We start from the raw sequence: 24,464 nt of genomic DNA on the forward strand, positions 1-24,464 counted from the left end.
TATCCACAGCGTTGCGATTTCACACCTTCAATAAATGCATGAGGTAGCCATGACCACATCCGCACTGCTCTTCGAACAGGCCTGCCGCCATATTCCCGGTGGCGTCAATTCGCCGGTGCGTGCCTTCAAGGGACTTTCTCGTCCACCAGTGTTCATGGAACGTGCCAAGGGTGCCTACCTTTACGATGTCGAAGGCAATCGCTACGTCGATTATGTCGGTTCCTGGGGGCCAATGATCACCGGGCATGCCGACCCTGACGTGCTGGGTGCGGTGCGTGAACGTCTCGACAATGGCCTGTCCTTCGGCACGCCGACCGCCATCGAGACCACCATGGCCGACCTGATCTGCGAGATGATCCCGACCATCGAGATGGTGCGCATGACCAGTTCCGGCACCGAGGCCACCATGTCGGCGATACGCCTGGCGCGCGGCGTCACGGGGCGCGACAAGATCGTCAAGTTCGAGGGTAACTACCATGGCCATTCCGATTCGCTGCTGGTCAAGGCGGGCTCGGGGGCGCTGACCCATGGCGAGCCGAGCTCCCCCGGGGTGCCGGCGTCGCTGGCCGAACACACCATCACCCTGCCCTACAATGACCTCGATGCCGTCGAGCAGTGCTTCGAGGAAATCGGTGACCAGATCGCCTGCATCATCGTCGAGCCGGTGGCCGGCAACATGAACTGCATTCCGCCGCAGCCGGGGTTCCTCGAGACCTTGCGCCGGGTCTGTGACAGCCACGACAGTGTACTTATCTTCGACGAGGTGATGACCGGCTTCCGGGTTGCACTGGGCGGCGCCCAGGCTCACTACGGCATCAAGCCCGATCTCACCTGCCTTGGCAAGATCGTTGGCGGTGGCATGCCGGTGGGGGCATTCGGCGGCAGTGAGGCGATCATGTCCAATATTTCGCCGCTTGGTCCCGTCTACCAGGCCGGTACCCTGTCAGGCAATCCGCTGGCCATGGCCGCAGGCGTCACCCTGCTCACCAAACTGCGCACCCCCGGCTTCCACAACGCCCTGGCACAACGCGTCGAAACCCTTTGCCATGGTCTTGAGGAGCGCGCGAAAGCCGCCGGGATCGAGCTGATCACCCAGCGTGCCGGCGGCATGTTCGGCGTGTTCTTCACGCGCCAAAGCCGGGTCGACAATTTTGCTCAGGCCACTGCCTGCGATGCCGAAGCCTTCCGCCGCTTCTTTTCGGCGATGCTCGATGAAGGCGTTTACTTGGCGCCTTCCGCTTACGAGGCGGGTTTCATGTCCAGCGCTCATACACCGGAAGATATTCAACTGACTCTGGATGCGGCAGAACGCGCCTTCGTGGTCATGCAGCAGGCTTGATGGGGAGAGACGCACGATGCGCCATACACGAGAGGATGTCGGCTCATCCGCTGACAAGGCCCTGGAGTTGCCGTCACTGGTTGACGCACTGGTGACCTTCCACCGTCAGACAGCGATCCGGGCAACATCCAGCGAGGATGTCTATGCGGCGGTCGATGCGCAGGCGGCCGGTGAAGTGGCAGCGATTCGTGAACATCTGTTCAGTGAAGAGGATCGCCAGCGACTCGACCACCTCGAGGAGTGGCTCGAACAGGATCGATTGCGACTGGGGGCGTTGCTTGAGTCACGACAGGCGTATCAGGTCAGCAGTTGGGCACTCGACCACCCCGAGAGCCAACTGATCCATGAAGGGCGTAGCTTGCTGGTCAATGCCATCGGCCATGACCCGAGTGCACCAGGCGCCGAGCTCCCCTCCGACCCAGCCAGCGACCTGGCCGCTCTGCTGGTCGGGCTCGAGAGTCGTGGTGAGGTGGCGCTGGCGCGACTGGCGCTGGATCGCTATTTACGCCTGTCCGGCGATTACGAGGTGTGCCGCCTGCTGTCGCTGTTCGCTACCTGCCATGCCTTGACCGGCGCGCGACGCGCATTGCAGCGCCGCCCCTCGGCCGACCAGGACCCGGAACATCCCGCCCTGCTTGCCGAATGCATGGCCGAGTGTCGACGTTTCCTGGTGCTCGCCGAGCGTATCGCCGAATTCCGCTTTCCTCCTCTGGTGATCGCCGTTGGGGTCTCGGGCAGCGGAAAGAGTCGCTTTACCAGCGGGCTTGTGGCGCGGCTAGGCGCGATTCGCGTGTGTTCCGATGTGGAGCGTCGGCGGTTGTATGGCATCGAGGCCGAATCCGCTTATCCACAGCCGGTGACTTCGACGCAGGGTGTGGATATCTTCAGTGAAGAGGCGACTCGACGCACTTACCGACGGCTGGCCAGCTGCGCTGGCGCGATGCTTGATGCGGGCATTCCCGCCTGTGTGGATGGCACCTTCCTGACCCGCTGGCAACGCGACCTGCTACGCCAACAGGCCGAGGCGCGCGGCTTGCCGTGCCTGCTGGTCAGTTTCGAAGCCGATGATGCCACCCTGAAGCGGCGCATCGACAAGCGCGCGCGTCGACAAGGCATCCAGCCACAAGCAAGCCTTGCCGTGCTGGAGCACCAGCAGAAGATATTCGAGGCTTTCGGCGACGAAGAGCGGCTGAATCTCGTTCATCTCGACACAACCGCCGACAATGCCGCCGAAACCCTGGTGGGGTTGATCGAGGAGCACGTGAAGTTGCTGTGATGGGCTCACTCGCAACTTCACGGTTGGATGTCTTCGGGCGAGTTCAGGTCTCGATCAGTTTCGTGGCCTGCTTGTCCGGTTGATGGCGTGATGACGTCAGCGGAGGGGGTGCGCCAAGGTGCTGACGGGCCCAGTTGACCGCTTGCACACGGTTGTGAACCTCGATCTTGCGGAAGATGTTGTAGAGGTGGGATTTCACCGTGTGTTCGCTGACGAACAACTGCTCGGCGATGCGTGTGTTGGAGGCACCGGTACCCAGCATGGCGATGATTTCCAACTCGCGCTGGGTGAGCCCGCAGGCCGGTCGATAGGAATTGAGCTGTTGACGGCGAAAGAACTGGATCATTCGGGTCATCAGTGACCGCGACATCCACAGGTCGTTGGCCATCAAGGCATTCAAGCCCTTGCAGATCATCGCCAGGGAATCGCTGTGATAGAAGACCCCTTGCAGGTTCACGGCGGAGAGTACCTCAACGGCATGATCCTCGTTGCGCAGGTTGAAGGCCGCCAGGGTGATGTTCTCGGGGTTTTCGCTCGATAGCGAGTGCCACTCCTGAATGATGCCTTCGTCGAGATAATCGATATCGAGCAGTACGACCGTCCTGCCGGTGATTGCACGCTGCGTGCTCCCAGGCGAGACCAGGACGATAGGGCAGTTCAATTGCTGACCAAGATAGTCGATGAACAGTTGTGTCTGAGGACTACTAGAGGTGACCAGCATTACTAAACTTTGTTGATCCATGAGAATACCCTGCTCATTAGGTGCTGTGGAGTTCCCTTCGCCAAGCCTAAGTGTTATTAATTCCTCCTGACGTCCTGTGAGTGTTGTGCAAATTGGCACATTTTGTTAGTGCTTTTTGTTCATATGGAACTCACCTTTTCATCCATTTTTTTCAATGACATTAAATGACATACAAAATCAGCCTTTTGACATCGTCTCCCATGAGGATGGCTGATGGTTGTCAGTTGTCCTGGATCAATAAAGAAGAGAAAAGGTCTGATCCAATGACGCTAATAAAGACGCTGATCAAGCTCGAGACATACTCTGTAAATTCCCTGACAGGAGAAATCTCATGTCGGTAGTTAGGTGGATGGCTATATCTGCCATGGCGGTACTCAGCGGTTTGGGCTTCGCCAGTGACGATGGCATACAGGTAACGCTCGAAGGTGACCCCGGCACCCCCTTCGAGGCACGATGGACCATCGTGACCGCCGAGGGTGAGAGGGAGGTCCATGAGATCGAGGGGCAGGTGCCCTATCGACAACGCTTCACCGGTGAGGCGTTCGAGGGATGGCTTCATCATATAGGTGACCAGGGGCACCTGACACTGGAAATCATCCACAAGGGAAATCGCTCACGCTCTAGCACCTCAGCCCGCGGTAGCCTTTCGCTCAGTGTGAAATAAACTACCCATCCGGCATTCATGATGTCGGATGGGTAGGAATGTCCCACGTGAGGTGGGGCGGCCATCAGGCGTGGCCGAATCTCAGTACTGGGTCACGGTGGCCGTGTTGTGGTTGCCAGTTTGAACTTCCTGGGAGAAGTGCTGCCAGCCGCCGCTCTGGTTCACTACCACCTCGTTCCAGTTGCCACGCTGGTAGGTGTAGGAGTCATGGCCATAGCCACGCTGGGTGATGAAGGCGTCGTTGTCCCAGCCATCCTGGAAGATATCGCTATCTACCTCTGTTGCTCCGTACTGGTCAACGTCGGCAAGGTTGTCTTTGCCTTGCTGGTTAATATAGCTGTCATTCAGGTAGCCATCACGCTGATCGACATTGGCGGTGTTCCTCCTGCCATCCTGGAAAACGTAGGAGTCATTGCGGCTGCCGCTCTGAAGGACTTCTGCATCATTGCCGTCAGAAAATAAGCTCCAGTATCCACCGTTTCCGCGTTGGTAGATGGTGGATTCATTCTGGTAGCCGGACTGGTTGACGGTAGCATTATGGCGGTTTGTATCCTGTTGGATACGTGACCACTGGTCACCGGTCTGGGTCACAGTGGCGTCGTTGTTATTGCCGTTCTGGTAGATAATGGACTCTGCGGCATTGTTGGTGTTTCCACCGTATCCTGCCATGGCATCGGTAGCATCACGCGATTGCTGGAAGGGACTGGCGCTCGGATTGGTATTGCCGCCCGGATAGTCCTGAGTGGCTTGGGTACCGAGGGCCATGGCGCCGGCGCTGGCGGTGAGTGCGATGGCAGCGGCGAGTGCAGTCAGTTGAGTCTTCATTGTGTTTTCCCCTTGTCTTGCTGATTGCCTTGCGATGAAACCGATGGACATTGGCGCCGCATCAGTTGGTTACGATCGTGGCTGTTGTACCTGCACCGGATCGGCTGATCTGGTCGATGCTGATGGTTCGGTAGCCACTCCCCGATTGAGAAAGGTTGACCTTGCCCCGGACGCCCACCTGGTTGATGGCGGCTTCGAATTCACCGCCACGTTGATGCAGGTTTGCTTCCAGGTTGTTTCCGCGCTGAGCAACAACACCCACATTGTTGCCCCCTTCCTGGATGATCTCGGCATCGTTGCCGTAACCACTTTGATGAATCGCTGCCAGGTTGGGGTAACCTTTACTCCCCTGCTGAATGCGGGCATCGTTGTTGTTGCCAATCTGGGTGGTGATGGCAATGTTGCCAGGTATGTCGGGAACGCGGATGGTTGGAACTTCACGCACTTCCCTCATGAAATTACCCATGATCTCCCGATCGACACTCGCCTGATCAGGCTCGTTGGCCAGCGATGCCGAAGCGAGTGATAGCCCCATGGCAATGATGATCGAAGCGGGAATCACCCGAAGAACCTGGGCGAATGCCGATGTCGAGTGGATGTTGTGTTCCGCGCCTGTGGTCGTCATCTGAAACCTCTGTAAATCACCGATATCGATATCGTCGTGGTCTTTTGATACCGATGTAACAAGGCATGTAATGTTTTGTTGATTTGAGTATGGTTGTGTGGCTATGGTCATGCCATCATCGATTATGATGGAAATCGTAGATGAGGAAATTCATACAAGATGACCAATAACGACTTGATCGTCAGCGGCATGCGAAAGTGGGATATTGGTAGGAACGCGGAAAGATGTTTCACGGTAATTGGTCAATTTCCGTGAAACATCGTGTCAGGATAAGGCATGGATAGTCAGGCGTAAGATGTGCTCGAAAGGGGCCTTTCCTGGCCAGCGAAAGGTGGCCAATGATTGGCGAGCAGTGGTCGCTTCACCAAGAAGTGACGTCGTGAAGAAACGATAGGACGTCGATCAATTTCCTTGTGAATCATGCGCAATCTCGGCCCTATCGTTTCGACATGGTATATCTGAAAAAATTACAGCATCGGCACCGGTGCCTCGAGATAATCCGCCAGCAAGGTGTTGTCGAAATCGGTGCCTTCCGCGACATTCCACAGGTTGTTCTCCACACCCTTGGCGATCAGGTGAATGACTGCGGACTCAATGGCTGACATCACCGCAAGCTGTACTGGCTCGTTCGTGGTCACACCTACCTCGGCTTCCAGAAGCCGGCGAAAGTCGATGAAGCGGTAGACTCCGGCACGCAACTCCTTGGAATAGATCGTCTTGGTGGTAGTGATATTGGAAAGCACTTCACCACTGGAAATTTCCACGGCGCGTAGGTTCACGGTGACCTGATCCACCTGGTATTGCCCCGACGCCCCAATACCGAAGTATTCAGCCCCCGCACCACCGGTGCGAATATTCGATTCATAGGCGATGATTCCCCCTTCCAGGAGTACCGAAGCGGAACGCAAGGATGGCAGGTTGTCAGGCTGATTGAATCGTTCGAGCTCGGCGCGAATGATGCGTCGCTCGGTCAACAAGTTTTGCAGACCAACCCGCTCCAGCGGCGTGAACCAGCCCGAGTCCGCCAGTGCACCCGTCAACATGGCGGCAGCCCCCTGGGTCACCGCCGTCGAGAAGGTACTGGCGGGTGCGGGGCGATACTGCCCTGTCTGGTCGCGGAAGTCGTAGATGGCCGCCAGAATCTTGCCGGAAGGTGGGGGAAGCGACGTCAGATCCTGGTACGTCGCGCTGCGTGGCGTCAGGGTGGCGGGCTGCCCCTCGAGCCCCTCCGAGTTGGTGACCGCACTGGCGCAGCCGCTCAGGCTGACCAGCATGGCGATGGTGATGATTAGCTTGTTCATGACGTTCCCCGTTGGCGAAGATCCATATTGTTGTCTATTCAGAACCCACCGACGCCCAAGCCACCCACATTGATGGAGGTGACATCGCCGGTAACTCGGTCGGTGACGTTGATGACAAGCTGCCCGCCATCATCACGAATCACTACGCCGAAGTCGTTGCTGTTGAAGGAGCCCTCATTGAGCTCGCCACTGCCGACGTCGGCAATCAACTGGGAGATCAATCTGCTTTCCAGGCTTTGGATGAGGCGCTCGGTGGGTGAAGATGGCTCGAAGCCTGCGGTGTTCGGATCTTCGTTGGTGTCCTGGGATTGCGCCTTGTTCAGCAGGTAGTTACCCACGAAAGGGTCTCCACCGAAGGAAGGATTGATGGGCTGGTAAATCAGCTCACCCGAGTGGACGTTCTGCGCCGCCAGGGTAGATAGTGTCGCCATGGCCAGCGTGGCTAGAGACAATTTCAATGGTTTCATGTCACAACTCCTCTTCCGCGAGATCCTTGTTGGATTGCAGTGCGGCGGAAACACGTGAACTCAACACGCGCTCCTGTACCGCTTCCAGTGCGGCCCGCGCATTTTCATCCGCTTCGTTGATACGTGGAGATAGCTGCGAGCGAAACAGTACGGAATTACGCTCGGTGATCCACACCTGACTTCCCCAGCGCGGGTCGGGCCGTTCGTGAATCGTCAGCACGACTCGATTGAGTATCGGGTCCTGCATGCCCAGTTGGCTGAAGGTCCGATAGAAGGTCTTGCCGGCCATGGTCATGGTCCTGTCGACGATCAGGCCACTGAGTTCCGGACGATCGAGTTGGAACTGACGCTCCAGGGCTTGCTGGGGATCCGCGTCGTTGATCTCGATATCAGGCTCTTTTTGAGCGGAAGGTCCATCGGTGGCCCCAGGCTCCGGCATGACGTCCTGTTGCCCCGCAAGCGGAGAGGCCGCCTCTGCCTCCATGACGTTCTGCTGCGCCATTCCCGGATGGGCCAGAGCCAACAGGCTGGCCAGAATGAGCCATTGGGGGATCCGTGACAGGGGACGTGCTTGGAATGGCATGGTCACCGTGATGCCCTCCTGTTGAAACTGGCGAGCGGTGGTGGGGCGCCGAGCTTGCTTCGCGCCCAGTTCACGGCCTGGGTTCGGTTATGTACATTGATTTTCTTGAAGATGTTGTAGATATGGGATTTGACGGTGTGTTCGCTGAGGAACAGCCGTTCGGCGATTTCCTGGTTTGTGGCGCCCGATCCCATCAGGCCGATGATTTCACGCTCGCGCTGGGTCAGGTTGCCGGCAGGCCTATAGGTATTGATCTGCTGTTGGCGGAAGAATTCGATCAGTTGCGACGTGAGGCTTCGAGACATCCACAGATGGCCTTGGTAGACATGCAAGATACCCTTGCAGATCAGCTCGATATCGTCATTACGATAAAAAATGCCGCGAAGATGCACGAAAGACAGCGTTTCTGTGGCATGCGCCTCGTCCCGGACGTTGAACGCCGCCAACATCATCATTTCATCGCCGCCTGCGGCCAAGTCCTGCCATTGCTGGAGACCGTTACCATCCACCACGTCCAGGTCGATCAACACGACGTGTGGCATGTCCAGGCGCTTCGCCGTGACGATTTCCGGTGTCACGATGACCGTCTTGAGCGACGTCACGCTCTCCAGGTGCCTGGCGAACAGCGATGCCTGGGGGGTTTGTTCAGTGACCAACAATAGTGATCCTTTGGCTGGATCCATGATCCCTCACTCCACCATGTGGACGATAATGCAGTCCCGATGCTGATGACTGGTTGGATGATTATTGTGCAGTGATACCTTTGCCTTAGCCCTGTGCAGCTTTGCTCAAAGTTAATGAACTGTAAAGTTTTGTTAGTATTATATTTCTCATCCCGTTTCTGTAGTTGATGTGGGATCTCCAATTAAAATGTTTAAAATCAAAAGCATATAGGAAAATTCCATTCCCCTCTTCATGGCATGATCATCTTTCGTTTACATCTGGATTACATTGAATATTCTTCATGCCAACCCGTGCGACATCTTTGTTCTCTCTGTGGCAGAGGCGGTCATTACTTTTATTTAAAATCAATAGTTTAATGATTTTTCGTATTCTGTTTCTTACGCGCGCATAGTTAATTTCTTACATCGTGTTGCTTAAAAAAATTACATTTGGGTACGGCGGATTTTTCACCTCGGGTAAGCTGGGTAAAATGGCACCTTATCCTCAGGATCCTCAGGAGATTCCCGATGACCTCATCCCCGTTAGTGCTGGCCAGCGGCAATCCCGGCAAGCTGCGTGAATTTCATCAACTGTTGTCGCCGCTGGGGTTCGATATCCAACCTCAATCCCGTCACGGCGTCGGTGAGGTGGAGGAAACCGGGCTGACCTTCATCGAAAATGCGCTGCTCAAGGCCCGCGAGGCCAGCCGTGTCACAGGATTGCCTGCGCTGGCCGATGATTCCGGTCTCGAGGTCGATGCCCTGAATGGTGCTCCCGGCATCTATTCAGCCCGGTATGCCGGTGAGCCCAAGAGCGATGAGCGCAACAATGCGCGACTGCTGGAGGCGCTGGCCGATGTGCCCGAAGGTCGCCGCACGGGCCGTTACTGGTGTGTGCTCGTCTACCTTAGGCATGCCGAGGATCCGGTACCGGTGATCATCCAGTGCAGTTGGGAGGGCGAGATCCTCGCCCATCCACGTGGCGAGGGGGGCTTTGGTTATGACCCCTTGTTCTGGTTGCCCGATCGCGCCATGAGCGTGGCCGAGCTGTCTTCGGAGGAAAAGAATCGGCTCAGCCATCGGGGGCGCGCTCTTGCGGCACTCGTCGAGGCTCTCGATACCAGGCCCGGGGCTGTCGTTCATGGATGATGTGTCCGTGAAGGGGATGTGGACGAATGAGTCGTCCATGGCTGGGGTGACAGCCCTGCCTCCCCTGGCGCTGTACCTCCATGTGCCCTGGTGCGTTCGCAAGTGCCCGTATTGTGACTTCAATTCCCATGGAGTGGGTCATCGGTTCGAGCTCCCCGAGGATGCCTACCTCGACGCGCTGATTGCCGATCTCGACGCCGACCTGCCCCTTGCCCACGGGCGGGAATTGGTCAGCGTGTTCATCGGCGGCGGTACGCCAAGCCTGATGTCGGTCTCGTTCTATGCGCGCTTCCTTGAAGCGCTTGAGCGGCGGCTGTCGTTTGCACGCGATATCGAGATCACCCTGGAGGCCAATCCTGGAACGCTCGAGCGTGGCCGCTTCGCTGGGTATCGTGCTGCGGGTATCAATCGGCTTTCGATCGGTGTGCAAAGTTTTCATGACGAGCAGTTGTCGGCACTTGGTCGGATTCACTCCGGCGATGACGCCCTGCGCGCCGTGGCGGAAGCGCGCGATGCGGGATTCGACAATCTCAATCTCGACTTGATGCATGGCCTGCCGGGCCAGACGGCAGCCCTGGCGCTTGCCGACATCGAACGTGCGCTGTCGCTTTCGCCCGAACATCTCTCCTGGTACCAACTCACCCTGGAGCCCAATACGGAGTTTCATGCCCATCCACCGCGATTGCCGGTGGAAGACGTGCTGTGGGATATCCAGGACCTGGGGCATGAGCGGCTCGAGGCGCACGGACTTGCCCGTTATGAAATCTCGGCATACGCGCTCCCGGGTCTGCGTTCACGCCACAACCTAAACTATTGGCGTTTCGGCGATTACCTGGGCCTTGGCGCCGGAGCCCATGGCAAGCTGAGCCGGGGTGGCGGTGCGGATGGTCATGTCATCGAACGACGCTGGAAGAGCCGGCAGCCTGACGCCTACCTGCGTCGTCGGCGAGATCCGCGCGGTTTCGTTGCTGGCCGTAACGAAGTCGACGAGGACGAATTGCCACTCGAGTTCGCGATGAACGCCTTGCGGTTGGTGGGAGGTGTGTCACTGACGACCTGGTCAGCCTATACTGGCCGTGAGCCGGCGGTGCTGACCAAGCGGTTGGCACCGGCCAGAAAAAAAGGACTTCTCGTGCAAGATGCCGAACGCGTTCAGGCATCGCCTCAGGGTCTATTATTCTTGAATGAACTGCTGGCCTTGATCAGCGAGAGTTGACCGGTCACACATCACATCATGATGGTCCGGCAAGGATGACACTCCGGGCTGCATGCCGACTCCCAAGGAGATTTATTGATGTTCAAGCCTTTTCGCCTTTGCATTCCCGTTGCCGCTGCGGCCCTTCTGGTAGGCTGCGCTACTACTGACCCCAACACGGGTCAGACCCAGCGTTCGACCACTGGAACCGGTGCCGGCATCGGCGCCCTGGTGGGTGCCGCTGCGGGTGCGCTCTCCGGTGATGGAAGCACCAGTCGTCGTGACCGTGCCATGATTGGTGCAGCGGTGGGTGCTGCCGCGGGTGCCGGTATTGGTGCCTATATGGATCGCCAGGAAAACGAGTTGCGTGACAGCATGCAAGGCACCGGCATCGGGGTGGATCGTCGTGGTGACGATATCGTGCTCAACATGCCAAGTAGCGTGACATTCGGGTTCGACTCCAGCGAGCTCACCTCGGGTGCTCGTAATGCGCTCAATGATGTGGGTTCGATCCTGACTCAGTACACCGATACACGCGTCAATATTGCCGGGCATACCGACAGCACCGGGAATGCCGATTACAATCAGCGGCTTTCCGAGCGTCGCGCCCAGGCGGTCGGCAACTATCTGGCGCAATCCGGTGTGGCCAGCAACCGTTTGAACATGCGTGGCTTTGGCGAATCTCAGCCGATCGCCAACAATGATAGTGAATCCGGTCGTGCGCAGAACCGCCGCGTCGAGATCACCCTGACGCCGATCGAGAGCCAGTTCCAGCAGCAATAACCGCCTGCCGCTGGCCCGTTCCGGGTACCAGGCGCAGGCTTGGCACTACCACGGGCCCGTCACAAGAGGTGACGGGCCCGTCTGCTTGGCATCAATCCATGAATTCCCATCCCTTCATGGATGGTGGCTCATCATCGGTGATTCGCCATGCGGATATAGTTAGTTCGCCAACTATCAACCTCAACATATTCTTCCCAGTGACACGCTTTCCAAGCGACTCCGCCGGGGCTTGAATCGAGAACCATGCTTTCCTACCAACACGCGTATCATGCCGGTAATTTCGCCGACGTACACAAGCATCTGACGTTGTTTGCCGTCGTCGACCATCTTTTACGTAAGGATTCTTCCATTACGTTCATAGATACTCATGCCGGTCGTGGGCTTTACCCCTTATCGTCACCCGAGGCTGCCAAGCTGCGCGAGCACCAACTGGGGGTCGAACGCTTATGGAAAGTGGCCAGGACCCTGACGTCCCCTTCCCTGCTTGGTGATTGGCTTGCGGCATTGGCAAATGCCCAGCCTGGTGGGGCTGGCAAGCATCGGCTCGAGGTCTACCCGGGGTCACCATGGTGGCTGGCTCATCGCTTGCGGCCAGGGGATCTGTTGACCCTCTTCGAGCTGCATCCCGGCGAGCACCAGCATCTCAGCCTGCAGGCGTTGCCCGACAATGTGCGACGCGTCCATGGTGATGGCCTGGCGGGCCTGACCAGGGGGCTGCCGGCCACAACCCCACGTGTGTGTGTACTGATCGACCCGAGCTACGAGCGCAAAGCCGAGTATATCGACATCTCCCAGTCGTTGATGTCGGCCATGCGCGCGGCGCGCCACGCGGTGGTACTGGTGTGGTATCCGCTGTTGCCCGCGGGGCGGCATCATGAGCTGCTCGATGCACTCAGGGACTCCGGTCTGCGCAAGATCTGGCGTAGCGAACTGGTTGTGCACCCCGCCGGGAATGATCAGCGTGGCATGTACGGCAGCGGCATGCTGGTGGTGAATCCACCCTGGGGGCTCGAGGAACGCCTGACGGAGTCCATGGCCAGCGTGACACCCCTGCTGGGCAAGGAGTGTCGCTATAGCAGTGGCTGGTGGGTTGGCGAATAGCTTGCTTACATGATCACTTACCGATGCAGAAGCTGCCGAAGATTTCACCCAGCAGCCGTCGGGTAAGCCGGCGCTTCAGCGCCGACTGCTGGCGAGCAAGGGAAATGCTGCAGCGTTATTTGCCGATACAGAAGCTGCCGAAGATTTCACCCAGGAGGTCGTCGGCGCTGAATTCGCCGGTAATCTCGCCCAGCGCCTGCTGAGCGTCACGCAGGTCTTCGGCCAGCAGTTCGCCGGCGCTGAAACCGGCCAGCTGCGCTTCACCGTTGACCAGTGCCTGTTGGGCACGATCCAGCGCATCCAGATGGCGACGCCGGGCCGAGAACCGTCCTTCGGTGGTGGAGGCATAGCCCATGACACTCTTCAGGTGCGCCTTGAGGTTATCCACACCCTCCCCGGTCTTGGCGGAAAGACGAACGGTCGCTGTTCCTGTGGATAAGTCGATTCCTGGGCTTTCGTGGCTGGTGTCGATCTTGTTACGCACCAGTGTCAGTCGTGAGGCATCCTCTAGTCGCCCAACGAATTCCGGCCAGATGGCCATGGGATCGGTGGCCTCGGTGGTGGCGGCATCCACCAACAGCAACACGCGGTCGGCCTTCTCGATCTCCGCCCAGGCCCTGGCCACGCCGATTTGCTCTACCGCATCCGGGGTATCGCGCAGCCCGGCCGTATCGATGACATGCAGGGGCATGCCATCGATATGAATGTGCTCGCGCAGCACGTCACGGGTAGTGCCGGCGATCTCCGTGACGATCGCCGTGTCCTGTTCGGTAAGCGCATTCAAAAGGCTCGACTTTCCGGCATTAGGGCGACCAGCGATCACCACGCTCATGCCTTCGCGCATCAGCGCTCCCTGGCCCGCCGCGCTTCTGACCTCGGCAAGGGATGCACGCACCTCGCTGAGCATGTTGGCGACCTTTCCATCGCCCAGGAAGTCGATTTCCTCCTCGGGGAAGTCGATGGCCGCTTCCACATAGATCCGCAACTCGATCAGGCGCTGAACCAGCGCCTCGACACGCCGCGAGAAATCCCCTTGCAGCGAGCGCAGGGCATTCTCGGCGGCGGCCCGGGAGCTTGCGTCAATCAAGTCGGCGATGGCCTCGGCCTGGGCAAGGTCGAGCTTGTCATTGAGGAAAGCACGCTCGGAAAACTCACCAGGCCTGGCCAGGCGTGCGCCGAGTTGCACACAGCGTTCAAGCAGCAGGTCCATGATGATGGGTCCACCATGGCCTTGCAGTTCCAGCACGTCTTCACCGGTAAACGAATGGGGCCCGACAAAGTATAGCGCGATGCCCTCGTCGATCAGCGTGGATTCGCCCTGGAAGGGGCCGTAATGGGCTCGTCGGGGAGCGGGGCGGGTCCCTGTCACGGCCTCGGCGATCGTGGCACACAGCGGCCCTGAGACGCGAATGATGCCGACACCACCGCGCCCGGGCGGTGTTGCCAGGGCGGCGATGGTGTCCTGCGTGTAGAGCGGTATATCCGCTACGTTCGGGGAACTGTCAGGCATCGGATCATCTCCTGGGCATTGGCTAGCCGGCAAGGTTATCCGGGAAAGTCTCTGGGATGGGGCATTGTCGTTTTCGAGTGACTGAAACGCCAGACCCCCGCGCATGGCGGGGGTCTGGCGGGGCGGGAGCGGCGACGCAAGATGCGACTATTTGGTCTTCATGCCCTTGCCGATACTCGGGTCGTTTTCGATCTTTCGGGTGATCACGTACTGCTGAGCGATCGAGATCATGTTGTTGACCACCCAGTAGATGACCAGGCCCGCCGGGAACCACAGGAAGAAGAAGGTGAAGACGATCGGCAACATCCGCATGATCTTCGCCTGCATCGGGTCCGGAGGTGTGGGGTTGAGCATCTGCTGGACGAACATCGAGGCGCCCATCAGGATCGGCAGAATGAAGAACGGATCCTTCACCGACAGATCCTGGATCCACAGCATGAACGGTGCGTGCCTCAGCTCAACCGATTCGAGCAGCATCCAGTACAGGGCGATGAATACCGGCATCTGCACCAGGATCGGCAGACAGCCACCCAGAGGATTGATCTTCTCCTTCTGGTAGAACTTCATCATCTCCTGGGACATCTTCTGGCGGTCGTCGCCATATTGTTCCTTCAGGCGCTGCATCTCTGGACCAAGCTTGCGCATGCGGGCCATGGACTTGTAGGCCTTGGCCGACAGAGGCCACAGTGCGAGCTTGACGAGAATGGTCAGGAAGACGATCGACCACCCCCAGTTGCCGATCAGGTTGTGGATCTGGTCAAGCAGCCAGAACAGCGGGTTGGCGATGAACCACAACCAACCAAAATCGACGGTCAACTTGAGGTTGGGAGCGACTTCCTCCAGATAGCTCTGAACCTTCGGCCCCATGTAGAGGGTGGCCCCGAGACGTGCCTCGCCTTCTGCGTCCACGCTGGTGGCCGGACCGGCGAAAGCCGCGACATTGCGATTACGCGAATCGGTAGTGGCGTAGAACAGATTCTGCTGGTTCTGGTTGGGTACCCACGCCGAGACGAAGTAGTGCTGGATGATGGCGGCCCAACCCCCCTGAGCGTCGACGTTATTGAACTTGCCTTCCTGGATGTCGTCGAAATCGACTTTCTCGTAGCGGCTCTCGGGTGTCGAGAAGGCCGCCCCCAGATAGGAGCTCATGCCCATGGCAACGCCGCTGGATGGGTCTGGACTGTTATCCCGTGCCAACTGACCGATGAACCGTGCGGACACTGGCTCCTCGGTGTTGTTGGCCAGGTAGTAATCGACATCCACTGCGTAGCTGTTGCGCTCGAACGTGAAGCGCTTGATCACGTCGATGCCATTGACCTCGGCAGTGAAGTCCACTTCCAGCCTGTCGTCATTCTCGCCGAGGCGATACTCGGTCTGCTCCGGGTTGTAAGCGATCCGGCCCGCATCACTGTTCAGTTGAAGACCGGAGCGCGCCACATAGCTGCGACTGCCATTGTCGGAGAGCAACACATAGGGGCGGTCGGAATCCAGCGTCAGCTCGTGCTGGGGCAGGGCCGCGTAGACGACATCGCCACCCTGGGGATCGATGCGCAAATCGAGCACATCCGTTACCACGGCGACCAGGTCGCGGCTGCTGCTTGCGGTCTCTTGTTCACCAGGGCTTGGCATCGCGTCATTCGGGTCGCTTGCGGTCGCTGGCATGGACAGGGCGTCCTCACCATCGCCTTCCGTCTCGACCTGATTGAGCGGGGCGCTGCTGCTGATAGGGGGTGCGTCAGGCGGCGTGACTGCCTGGCCATAATCCTGATTCCACTGTACGACGATCAGATAGGCGAGCACCGCCAGTGGAATCACCAAGAGGAGTCGTTTTACGTCCATGAAGGTTCTGCCCGATGGGAAGTGAACATGCCAATGGCGTGATAATGAGGAGCGCACGCCCGATACAGACGAAAGCCTGCCAAAGGCAGGCCGAATTCCGAACAGGGACTCTCGACGATTGTCTCGGCGGCGTCAACGATCACCCGATTGGGAAGCCGTATCATCATGCTGACTCCAGGGCTTGTCGTTGGCTAGCCATTGCTGCCGTTGGCGGGATCAAGTGACACATGATTGTCCTGCCTTGCCGATTTGCGAACGTCTTTCGCCAGACGACGCCACATACCTTGTAGCTGCCGAAACAGGGTGTCGTTGTCCAGTTCGCCGACGCCACGTCGGGCCAGCAAGACGATATCGACGTCAGGCAGTTGATGTTGCCGGTGCCGGACGGACTCGCGAGCGATTCGTTTGAGACGGTTACGATCGACAGCGCGGCGCAGGTTCTTCTTGCTGATGACGAGCCCCAGGCGTGGATGACCCATTGCGTTCGGACTTGCCAGGACCAACAGACCCTTGCCATGGACCTTGAAGGCCGCTGTATCGAAAACGTGACGATAATCCCCGGCCGTCAGCAGTCGCAGACGGCGGGGGAAAGCCTGAGGGGACAACTGCGTGTCCCGGATCAGGCGCTCAGGCGCTTGCGCCCCTTGGCGCGACGACGCGCCAGAACGGCACGACCATTCTTGGTGGCCATACGGGCACGGAAGCCGTGCACGCGCTTGCGCTTGAGGACGCTTGGCTGAAATGTGCGTTTCATAACTCGTTAATCCCACGTGGTTTTTAGGGCAAATTGACAACATAGAGGCGTCCGGATGACGTGTTGGCCATCCGGGGGTGTTCGGCTCAAGACCGGAAATTGTAGTGATTTCGCGGCCAAGGTGCAATTTTTCCGTTCCGCCCCCGGAACAGGTGCGACCTGAGACCTGCGGGATGTACCGGTGGTAAACCATCACGACCATTGTTTAGCGATTGATGTTGTTATCAATACTGGGGATAGTATCTGTGCATAACAAACCATATGCATTTAAAATCAATTACTTGCTGCATAGCAATAACAGTGGATAAATGTAGCGTGACGCGAGCCGCCGCCGGAGATTCCCTGTGGAAGCCGCGGGCGCTAAATCCACCTCCCTGATCCAGGCATCACCTGGCATGGCATTCCCCCTGGCCCCGGATGTGTTTTCCACAACATGGAGGAAAGCTGGCGGGGTGTGGATAACCCTGCCCCCGGGAGATACAATATGCGGTCATTTTCCATCTATGGTGAGGTCGCGTGTCGCTCGCTCTCTGGCAACAGTGTCTTGAAACCCTGCAGGATGAACTGAGTTCCCAACAGTTCAATACCTGGATCCGCCCCTTGCAGGCGGAGGAGGGTCAGGCCAGTGAGCTATGCCTGCTGGCACCGAATCGATTCGTGCGTGACTGGGTAAGTGACAAGTATGCCAAGCGCATCGGTGAATTGATGCGTGAGCTTGCGCCTGCCAAGCCTCCCAAGGTAGTGCTCACGGTGGGCAGCCGGCGGACCGCGCCACGACCACAGCCTCGCGAGTTGGGGAATCCCGTCTCGGCTAGCCCTCGTCGACCCGGGGCACCCGCCGTGCATGTGGCGCCGCGTGGAGATGTGGCCGACGAGCGCGAGATCGACTCACAACGCGAAGCTAATCAGTCTACCGGCAATATCGACCCGTCGCCTGCACGGCGTCCCGGTAGTGAGCGGCAAGTCCAGGTAGAGGGTAGCCTCAAGCATAACAGCGGCTTGAACCCCAATTTCACTTTCGAGACCTTCGTCGAGGGCAAGTCGAACCAGTTGGCCAGGGCAGCCTCGCGCCAGGTGTCCGAGAACCCTGGTGGTGCCTACAATCCGCTGTTCCTCTATGGTGGCGTCGGCCTCGGCAAGACCCACCTGATGCATGCCGTGGGCAACGCATTGGCGACTCGTCGTGAGAATGCGCGCGTGGTCTACCTTCACTCAGAGCGGTTCGTGGCCGACATGGTCAAGGCGCTGCAACTCAACGCTATCAATGATTTCAAGCGCTTCTATCGAAGCGTCGATGCCTTGCTGATCGATGACATCCAGTTCTTCGCCGGCAAGGAGCGCTCACAGGAGGAGTTCTTCCACACCTTCAATGCGTTACTCGAAGGTGGACAGCAGATGATCCTGACATCCGACAGATATCCCAAGGAAATCAGTGGGGTGGAGGAGCGTCTCAAGTCCCGCTTCGGATGGGGGCTGACGGTTGCCATCGAGCCTCCCGAGCTCGAGACACGTGTGGCGATCCTCATGAAGAAGGCCGACCAGGCCAAGGTCGATCTCCCTCACGACGCAGCTTTCTTCATCGCTCAGAAGATTCGCTCCAATGTTCGCGAACTCGAAGGCGCCTTGAAGAAGGTGATAGCCGATTCCCATTTCATGGGTAAGCCCATCACCCAGGATTTCATTCGTGAATCGCTGAAGGACCTGCTGGCCCTCCAGGACAAGCAGGTGGGGGTGGACAATATTCAGCGCACGGTGGCCGAGTACTACAAGATCAAGCTATCGGATCTGCTTTCCAAGCGCCGTTCGCGTTCAGTAGCAAGGCCACGCCAGGTAGCCATGGCGCTTGCCAAGGAGCTCACCAACCACAGCCTGCCCGAAATAGGCGATGCCTTCGGCGGCAGGGATCACACCACGGTGCTGCATGCCTGCCGCAAGGTGCAGTCGTTGCAGGAAGAGAGCGCGGATATTCGTGAGGATTACAAGAATCTACTGAGACTGTTGACCAGTTGACCGACAAGCGTGCGTTTCAGTCTCCTTTTCGGATACATTTTCTATACAACTATGTGACGCCGTTCGGCCAGAGCCGCGCCGGCCTCAACCCTTCAGGACAAGACGTGGAGCCGACATGAAATTTTCCATCTCCCGCGAAGCGCTGCTGCGCCCGTTGACGCTGGTCGCAGGCGTTGTCGAAAGGCGCCAGACCTTGCCGGTTCTCTCCAATGTGCTGATCCAGGTGGAGCAGGATCAGGTGGCGCTGACGGGTACCGACCTGGAGGTCGAGCTGATCGGGCGTACCGTGGCAAGTCAGGTGGATGAGCCGGGAGCAGTCACCGTGCCGGCGCGTAAGCTGATGGATATCTGCAAGTCGCTACCGGATCAGTGCGAGATCCAGCTTTCGCTGGAGGAGGGGCGGGCAGTACTGCGTAGCGGTCGTTCGCGCTTTACCCTGTCGACGTTGCCTGTCGCGGAGTTTCCCAACATCGAAGACAGCCAGGGCAGCACCGAATTCAGTCTTCCGCGCGGTGTTCTCAAGCAACTCATCGATGCCACCTCGTTCGCCATGGCTCAGCAGGATGTGCGCTATTACCTTAACGGCATGCTGCTGGAGATGCGTACCAACCTGGTGCGCGCAGTCGCCACGGACGGTCACCGTCTGGCGGTCAGCTCTCGTTCCGCGGAGATTCAGGTCGAACCCGCACAGAAATTGATTGTGCCTCGCAAGGGCATTCTCGAGCTCGTTCGCCTGCTCGATGATGGTGATGAGCCAGTCAGCCTCACCCTGGGTGCCAGCCATGTGCGCGCCCATACCGGAGATTTCACGTTCACCTCCAAGCTGGTGGACGGCAAGTTTCCTGATTACGAGCGAGTGGTTCCGCGTGGAGGAGACAAGGTATTCATCGCCGAGCGGGCCGAATTGCGACAAATACTGTCGCGCTCGGCGATCCTCTCCAATGAAAAATATCGCGGTGTACGCCTGTACCTCGAAGAAGGCAACCTGAGGGTAATGGCCAACAACCCCGAGCAGGAAGAGGCTGAAGAAAACATTGGCATCGAGTACAGCGGACCTGCCATGGAGATTGGCTTCAACGTGGGGTACTTGGTTGACGTGCTCAATGTGCTGGACGAGGACCGGGTGCAAATGACCCTGGCCGACCCCAACAGCAGTGCGCTCCTGGAGGAGCCGGGTGGGGGTGATGCCCTCTATGTCGTCATGCCAATGCGCCTCTGATCTCAGGCATCCCATTGGCCCCTATTCACGGCACGTGGGCTGCTGAGGCATTTCATGGCTATCGACCGCCTCTCTTTCAACGGTTTACGCAACCTGCGGAATATTGATTTCCAGCCGGGCGAACGAATCAATCTCATTACTGGCGACAATGGGAGTGGCAAGACCAGCCTGCTCGAGGGCATCTACCTGCTCGGCATGGGGCGCTCGTTTCGTACCCGGCATCTTCGTAATGCGATAGCCCACGACAGCGAAGAACTGATTCTTCACGCCCGCCTGGCGGGTGACCCTCCGGTACCCTTCGGCATACGCAGGCATCGGGACAGTGGGGAACTCGAGATTCGCCTCTCCGGCGAGCGACTCTCGCGAATGTCCCGGCTGGTCGAGACGCTCCCGCTTCAGCTCATCAATCCCGATGCTTTTCGGCTCCTGGAGGGTCCGCCCGCCGGTCGCCGGGAGTTTCTCGATTGGGGTGTGTTTCACGTGAAACATGACTTTCTGGATGCTTGGCAGCGTGCCAGGCGGGCCTTGAAACATCGGAATGCCCTGCTGAGGCATGATAGAATGGACGATGCTTCCCTGACGGTATGGGAGCAGGAGCTGGTGACCTGGGGCGAGAAGCTAGACACGTTACGAGACGAATGGTTCGAGGCGTTTCTTCCCGTCTTCGAGGACACATTATCTGGCCTCCTGCCGCTCCCGGGGTTGCAGCTACGCTATTCACGTGGCTGGGATCGTCGCCGCATTCTCGCCGAGGTCTTGCGCCAAGGAAGAGAGACCGACAGGCAGATGGGCTTTACCCAACAGGGACCGCAGCGCGCCGACCTGGGTATCCGCATCAACAGACGACCGGCGGTGGAGGTGTTGTCACGCGGCCAGCAAAAGCTGGTGGTAAGTGCACTGAAGCTTGCCCAAGGTAGATTACTGGAAGCCACTACTGGCCGCACCTGCCTCTATCTGATCGACGATCTCCCAGCCGAACTCGACAGCGATCATCGCCGCGTGTTCTGTGAATGGCTGGAAAGCATGCATTGCCAGGTATTCATCACCAGCGTTGAGCAAAACGCCCTGGCCGATCTGTGGCAACCCTCCACGCCGGTGTCGATGTTTCACGTGAAACACTTGAATGACGGCGAAGGGCAACTGCAGCCACTGGACAGACAGACTTCATGACGGAGCAGTCAATGAGCGAACAGGCCTACGACTCAACGAGCATCAAGGTACTCAAGGGACTGGATGCCGTACGCAAGCGTCCCGGTATGTACATCGGTGATACCGATGACGGTACGGGGCTGCACCACATGGTGTTCGAGCTGGTGGATAACTCCATCGATGAAGCCCTGGCCGGTCATTGCAGCGAGATCCGTGTGGTGATTCATCCGGATGAGTCCGTCACGGTCAGCGACAATGGTCGAGGCATTCCGACCGATCTTCACAAGGAAGAAGGTGTGTCGGCGGCGGAAGTCATCATGACCGTGCTTCATGCAGGCGGAAAATTCGATGACAATTCCTATAAGGTTTCCGGCGGACTGCACGGCGTTGGTGTCTCTGTGGTCAACGCGCTTTCCGAAGAGCTCAAGCTGACCATCTGGCGGGCTGGTGAAGTATTCGAGCAGATCTATCGGCATGGCGTGCCGCAGGCCGCCTTGGGCGTTGTCGGCAAGACGGAAAAGAGCGGCACCAGGGTGCACTTTCGCCCCTCGCCAGAGACCTTCGGCAATATCGAGTTTCACTATGACATTCTCGCCAAGCGATTGAGAGAACTGTCTTTTCTCAATTCGGGCGTGGCCATACGCCTGATGGATGAGCGCTCTGGTAAGGAAGAATTGTTCCATTATGAGGGCGGTCTCAAGGCCTTCGTCGATCACTTGAACACCAACAAGACCGTGCTCAACCCGGTGTTTCATTTCGAGGCACAGCGCGATGATGGCGTTGGTGTCGAGGTGGCGATGCAGTGGAGCGAATCGTTCACCGAAAATATCTTCTGCTACACCAACAATATTCCGCAGCGAGACGGCGGTACCCATCTGGCCGGTTTCCGGGCTGCTCTTACTCGAACCCTCAACGGCTATATCGAATCCGAGGGGCTGCTCAAGAAGGCCAAGGTCAATACGTCCGGCGATGATGCCCGCGAGGGGCTGACCGCGATTATCTCCGTGAAGGTGCCGGACCCCAAGTTTTCATCACAGACCAAGGAGAAACTCGTTTCATCCGAGGTGAAGACCTGTGTCGAGCAGGAGATGGGCCGCTTGTTCTCTGAATACCTGGTCGAAAAGCCTAACGAAGCCAAGGCCATCGTCAACAAGATGCTCGATGCCGCGCGTGCTCGCGAGGCAGCTCGCAAGGCCCGCGATATGACGCGCCGTAAGGGCGCTCTCGATATCGCCGGCTTGCCGGGCAAGTTGGCTGATTGCCAGGAAAAGGACCCAAGTCTGTCCGAGCTTTTCCTGGTAGAGGGTGATTCCGCTGGTGGCAGTGCCAAACAGGGCAGGGATCGCCGCACCCAGGCGATCCTGCCTCTCAAGGGCAAGATTCTGAATGTCGAGAAAGCTCGCTTCGACAAGATGCTCTCCTCAGCGGAAGTTGGCACACTGATCACTGCGTTGGGTTGCGGGATCGGGCGTGAGGAGTTCAATCCGGATAAGCTGCGCTATCACTCTATCATTATCATGACCGATGCCGATGTCGATGGCTCGCACATCCGCACCCTGTTGCTGACATTCTTCTTCCGTCAGATGTCGCAACTGATTGAAAGAGGACATGTTTTCATTGCTCAGCCTCCGCTTTACAAGGTCAAGAGGGGCAAGCAGGAACTCTATCTCAAGGATGAGCAGGCGCTGACGGACTACCTGACCACCACAGCACTGGACGGCGCGCGGTTGTACGTCAATGCCGATGCGCCGGGCATCGCCGAGGCGCAGCTCGAAACCCTGGTCAACCAGTACCGCGATGTGATGCGTCGGATCGACCGCCTCTCTCGTGTCTATCCCAACGAAGCGCTGCGCAAGATCGTGCATGCCGCGCATCTGGATGGTGAAGAGAGCCTTCGTGATCGTGTCACCATGCAGCACTGGATCGAGTACCTCCAGCAGCAGATGGACGATCTGGTGGCCTATGAGGGTGGGCCCCGTTATACCTTCCGCCTCGAGGAAGACACGGAAAGGAACCTGTTCCTTCCGGCCGTGACGCTCGCCGCGCATGGGGTTACAACGGACTATGTGTGGGGTATCGATTTCTTCACCAGTGCTGATTATCGGGCGATCTCTGGCTTGGGTCAGACCCTGGATGGGCTACTCGAGGAGGGTGCCTATGTGGCCCGTGGCGAGCGTACAAAGCCTGTCACTACCTTCTACGAGGCGCTGGAGTGGTTGATGGGCGAGTCTCAGCGGGGCTTGTCCATTCAGCGCTACAAGGGGCTCGGCGAAATGAACCCGGATCAGCTGTGGGAGACCACCATGGATCCGAACACACGGCGGATGCTGCGTGTTTCCATCGAGGATGCCGTTGCGGCGGACATGATGTTCAATACGCTGATGGGTGACGAGGTGGAGCCACGCAGGGACTTCATCGAGCGGTATGCGCTGGTTGCCAATCTGGATGTTTGATGGTGATGTGAACACGCCTGACATGGTGATGAATGCTGATATGTTCCACGTGAAACATCGCTGAAAGGAAATCAGCCATTCAGCAGCTTGGCTTCAGTACCACCTCTCGATGACGATGTAAAAGCCCCTATCGGACAATACCGTAGGGGCTTTTTCTTGTGCGCAGATGGCGTGGTTGAAGATGTAGCCAGGCTCACGGGCTTTGCCCAAGTGCCTATGCTTTACTGCGGGTTTGCTTATGTTGACGATTGCCCACCAGCGAGCAGCCAGTCCACGAACGCTGAGAGGTCGTCGAAAATTACAGCGTTATCGAGCCCAACGCCTTTGGCTAGCGTTTTCTCTCCCTTGCCTGTCTTTACCAATGCGCCGTGGCAACCCATGGGCTCACCGGCCTGAAGGTCACGAAGACTGTCTCCCACCATCCAGCTTCCTTTCAGAGTCTCCAAACCGAGTGTATCGCGAATCTCTTCGAGCAAGCCGGGTAGCGGTTTTCGGCACTTGCAGCCATCATCGGGGCCATGAGGGCAGTAGGCAATGTGGTCAATCTGTCCTCCAGCCTGATTCACTAGACGCATCAGTACCCGATGCATGGCATCAAGTGTATCGATATCGAAATAGCCCCTAGCGATGCCGGATTGGTTGGTCGCTACGGCAACTGACCAGCCTGCACGGCACAAGCGTGCAATGGCCTCGATTGCACTTGGATACGGCAACCATTCGTCGAGGCTCTTCACATAGCTGTCCGAGTCCTGGTTGATGACACCATCGCGGTCGAGGATGACGAGCCTTTCGGGGGAGGGCATGGCGTGGTTCCAACG

General features: G+C 58.2%; 23 protein-coding genes. 11 read left to right on the forward strand and 12 right to left on the reverse strand.

Annotated elements, in window-relative coordinates; all coding sequences use genetic code 11:
• The first annotated feature begins 49 nt into the window (after nt 1-49).
• Both hemL and C6V82_RS08845 read left to right on the forward strand, forming a co-directional pair.
• The gene (gene hemL, locus C6V82_RS08840; RefSeq protein WP_102587601.1) at nt 50-1,339 is read left to right on the forward strand and encodes a glutamate-1-semialdehyde 2,1-aminomutase; all 1,290 of its coding nucleotides are present in this window, start codon (nt 50-52) and stop codon (nt 1,337-1,339) included.
• A 16-nt stretch (nt 1,340-1,355) separates the two neighbouring features.
• Nucleotides 1,356-2,615 (forward strand): P-loop nucleotide/nucleoside kinase family protein, encoded by a 1,260-nt coding sequence (locus C6V82_RS08845; RefSeq protein WP_102587602.1) that lies wholly within the window; start codon nt 1,356-1,358, stop codon nt 2,613-2,615.
• A gap of 43 nt (nt 2,616-2,658) precedes the next feature.
• Here C6V82_RS08845 and C6V82_RS08850 read toward each other — a convergent pair whose 3' ends face one another.
• Nucleotides 2,659-3,357, reverse strand: a complete 699-nt coding sequence (locus tag C6V82_RS08850) for a LuxR C-terminal-related transcriptional regulator (protein ID WP_102587603.1) — start codon at nt 3,355-3,357, stop codon at nt 2,659-2,661.
• Nucleotides 3,358-3,688: 331 nt separating this feature from the next.
• Between C6V82_RS08850 and C6V82_RS08855 the strand changes: the two genes are divergently transcribed.
• Nucleotides 3,689-4,021 carry a hypothetical protein gene (locus tag C6V82_RS08855; RefSeq protein WP_102587604.1) on the forward strand — a complete coding sequence of 111 codons (333 nt, stop codon included), beginning with the start codon at nt 3,689-3,691 and terminating at the stop codon, nt 4,019-4,021.
• 81 nt (nt 4,022-4,102) lie between these two features.
• On the opposite strand, the gene C6V82_RS08860 is transcribed toward C6V82_RS08855, so the two are convergent.
• From C6V82_RS08860 to C6V82_RS08885, 6 genes are all read right to left on the reverse strand, one after another.
• Nucleotides 4,103-4,846, reverse strand: a complete 744-nt coding sequence (locus C6V82_RS08860) for a hypothetical protein (RefSeq protein WP_180978252.1) — start codon at nt 4,844-4,846, stop codon at nt 4,103-4,105.
• 61 nt (nt 4,847-4,907) lie between these two features.
• Nucleotides 4,908-5,582 (reverse strand): hypothetical protein, encoded by a 675-nt coding sequence (locus C6V82_RS08865; RefSeq protein WP_102587606.1) that lies wholly within the window; start codon nt 5,580-5,582, stop codon nt 4,908-4,910.
• A 356-nt stretch (nt 5,583-5,938) separates the two neighbouring features.
• Complete coding sequence (locus C6V82_RS08870; protein ID WP_102587607.1) at nt 5,939-6,772, reverse strand: CsgG/HfaB family protein; 834 nt, start codon at nt 6,770-6,772, stop codon at nt 5,939-5,941.
• Nucleotides 6,773-6,810: 38 nt separating this feature from the next.
• A complete protein-coding gene (locus C6V82_RS08875; protein ID WP_102587608.1) occupies nt 6,811-7,239 on the reverse strand; it encodes a curli assembly protein CsgF in 429 nt (142 codons plus the stop codon).
• Between the two features lies 1 nt (nt 7,240).
• Complete coding sequence (locus C6V82_RS08880; protein ID WP_102587779.1) at nt 7,241-7,822, reverse strand: CsgE family curli-type amyloid fiber assembly protein; 582 nt, start codon at nt 7,820-7,822, stop codon at nt 7,241-7,243.
• A 2-nt stretch (nt 7,823-7,824) separates the two neighbouring features.
• On the reverse strand, nt 7,825-8,505 hold the full coding sequence (locus C6V82_RS08885) for a response regulator transcription factor (RefSeq protein WP_102587609.1): 681 nt from the start codon (nt 8,503-8,505) through the stop codon (nt 7,825-7,827).
• 507 nt (nt 8,506-9,012) lie between these two features.
• Between C6V82_RS08885 and rdgB the strand changes: the two genes are divergently transcribed.
• The 4 genes from rdgB (at nt 9,013) to C6V82_RS08905 (ending at nt 12,712) form a co-directional block, all read left to right on the forward strand.
• Entirely contained in the window at nt 9,013-9,633 is a 621-nt protein-coding gene (gene rdgB, locus C6V82_RS08890) for an RdgB/HAM1 family non-canonical purine NTP pyrophosphatase (RefSeq protein ID WP_102587610.1), read from the forward strand.
• 37 nt (nt 9,634-9,670) lie between these two features.
• A complete protein-coding gene (hemW, locus tag C6V82_RS08895; RefSeq protein WP_102587611.1) occupies nt 9,671-10,849 on the forward strand; it encodes a radical SAM family heme chaperone HemW in 1,179 nt (392 codons plus the stop codon).
• Between the two features lie 78 nt (nt 10,850-10,927).
• Complete coding sequence (locus tag C6V82_RS08900) at nt 10,928-11,611, forward strand: YiaD family glycine zipper/OmpA-like lipoprotein (protein WP_102587612.1); 684 nt, start codon at nt 10,928-10,930, stop codon at nt 11,609-11,611.
• A gap of 243 nt (nt 11,612-11,854) precedes the next feature.
• Complete coding sequence (locus tag C6V82_RS08905; protein WP_102587613.1) at nt 11,855-12,712, forward strand: 23S rRNA (adenine(2030)-N(6))-methyltransferase RlmJ; 858 nt, start codon at nt 11,855-11,857, stop codon at nt 12,710-12,712.
• 115 nt (nt 12,713-12,827) lie between these two features.
• Here C6V82_RS08905 and mnmE read toward each other — a convergent pair whose 3' ends face one another.
• The 4 genes from mnmE to rpmH all read right to left on the reverse strand — a co-directional run bounded on the left by mnmE (nt 12,828) and on the right by rpmH (nt 16,815).
• Nucleotides 12,828-14,222: a tRNA uridine-5-carboxymethylaminomethyl(34) synthesis GTPase MnmE gene (gene mnmE / locus C6V82_RS08910; protein WP_102587614.1), complete on the reverse strand. Its 1,395-nt coding sequence runs from the start codon at nt 14,220-14,222 to the stop codon at nt 12,828-12,830.
• A gap of 147 nt (nt 14,223-14,369) precedes the next feature.
• On the reverse strand, nt 14,370-16,061 hold the full coding sequence (yidC, locus tag C6V82_RS08915) for a membrane protein insertase YidC (protein WP_102587615.1): 1,692 nt from the start codon (nt 16,059-16,061) through the stop codon (nt 14,370-14,372).
• Nucleotides 16,062-16,252: 191 nt separating this feature from the next.
• The gene (gene rnpA, locus C6V82_RS08920) at nt 16,253-16,666 is read right to left on the reverse strand and encodes a ribonuclease P protein component (RefSeq protein ID WP_102587616.1); all 414 of its coding nucleotides are present in this window, start codon (nt 16,664-16,666) and stop codon (nt 16,253-16,255) included.
• Between the two features lie 14 nt (nt 16,667-16,680).
• A complete protein-coding gene (gene rpmH / locus C6V82_RS08925) occupies nt 16,681-16,815 on the reverse strand; it encodes a 50S ribosomal protein L34 (RefSeq protein WP_010626003.1) in 135 nt (44 codons plus the stop codon).
• 516 nt (nt 16,816-17,331) lie between these two features.
• On the opposite strand from rpmH, the gene dnaA reads away from it, so the two are divergent.
• The 4 genes from dnaA to gyrB all read left to right on the forward strand — a co-directional run bounded on the left by dnaA (nt 17,332) and on the right by gyrB (nt 23,646).
• Nucleotides 17,332-18,825 (forward strand): chromosomal replication initiator protein DnaA, encoded by a 1,494-nt coding sequence (gene dnaA, locus C6V82_RS08930; protein ID WP_102587617.1) that lies wholly within the window; start codon nt 17,332-17,334, stop codon nt 18,823-18,825.
• Between the two features lie 115 nt (nt 18,826-18,940).
• Nucleotides 18,941-20,044 (forward strand): DNA polymerase III subunit beta, encoded by a 1,104-nt coding sequence (gene dnaN, locus C6V82_RS08935; RefSeq protein WP_102587618.1) that lies wholly within the window; start codon nt 18,941-18,943, stop codon nt 20,042-20,044.
• 54 nt (nt 20,045-20,098) lie between these two features.
• Nucleotides 20,099-21,214 carry a DNA replication/repair protein RecF gene (gene recF / locus C6V82_RS08940; RefSeq protein WP_102587619.1) on the forward strand — a complete coding sequence of 372 codons (1,116 nt, stop codon included), beginning with the start codon at nt 20,099-20,101 and terminating at the stop codon, nt 21,212-21,214.
• A gap of 11 nt (nt 21,215-21,225) precedes the next feature.
• A complete protein-coding gene (gene gyrB / locus C6V82_RS08945) occupies nt 21,226-23,646 on the forward strand; it encodes a DNA topoisomerase (ATP-hydrolyzing) subunit B (RefSeq protein WP_102587620.1) in 2,421 nt (806 codons plus the stop codon).
• 236 nt (nt 23,647-23,882) lie between these two features.
• Here the strand turns inward: gyrB and gmhB are convergent, their stop codons facing one another.
• Nucleotides 23,883-24,449, reverse strand: coding sequence for a D-glycero-beta-D-manno-heptose 1,7-bisphosphate 7-phosphatase (gene gmhB, locus C6V82_RS08950; RefSeq protein WP_229843138.1), 567 nt, complete (start codon nt 24,447-24,449; stop codon nt 23,883-23,885).
• Between the last annotated feature and the right edge of the window lie 15 nt (nt 24,450-24,464).

This window comes from Halomonas urumqiensis, from assembly GCF_003028575.1.
Taxonomy (GTDB): domain Bacteria; phylum Pseudomonadota; class Gammaproteobacteria; order Pseudomonadales; family Halomonadaceae; genus Halomonas; species Halomonas urumqiensis.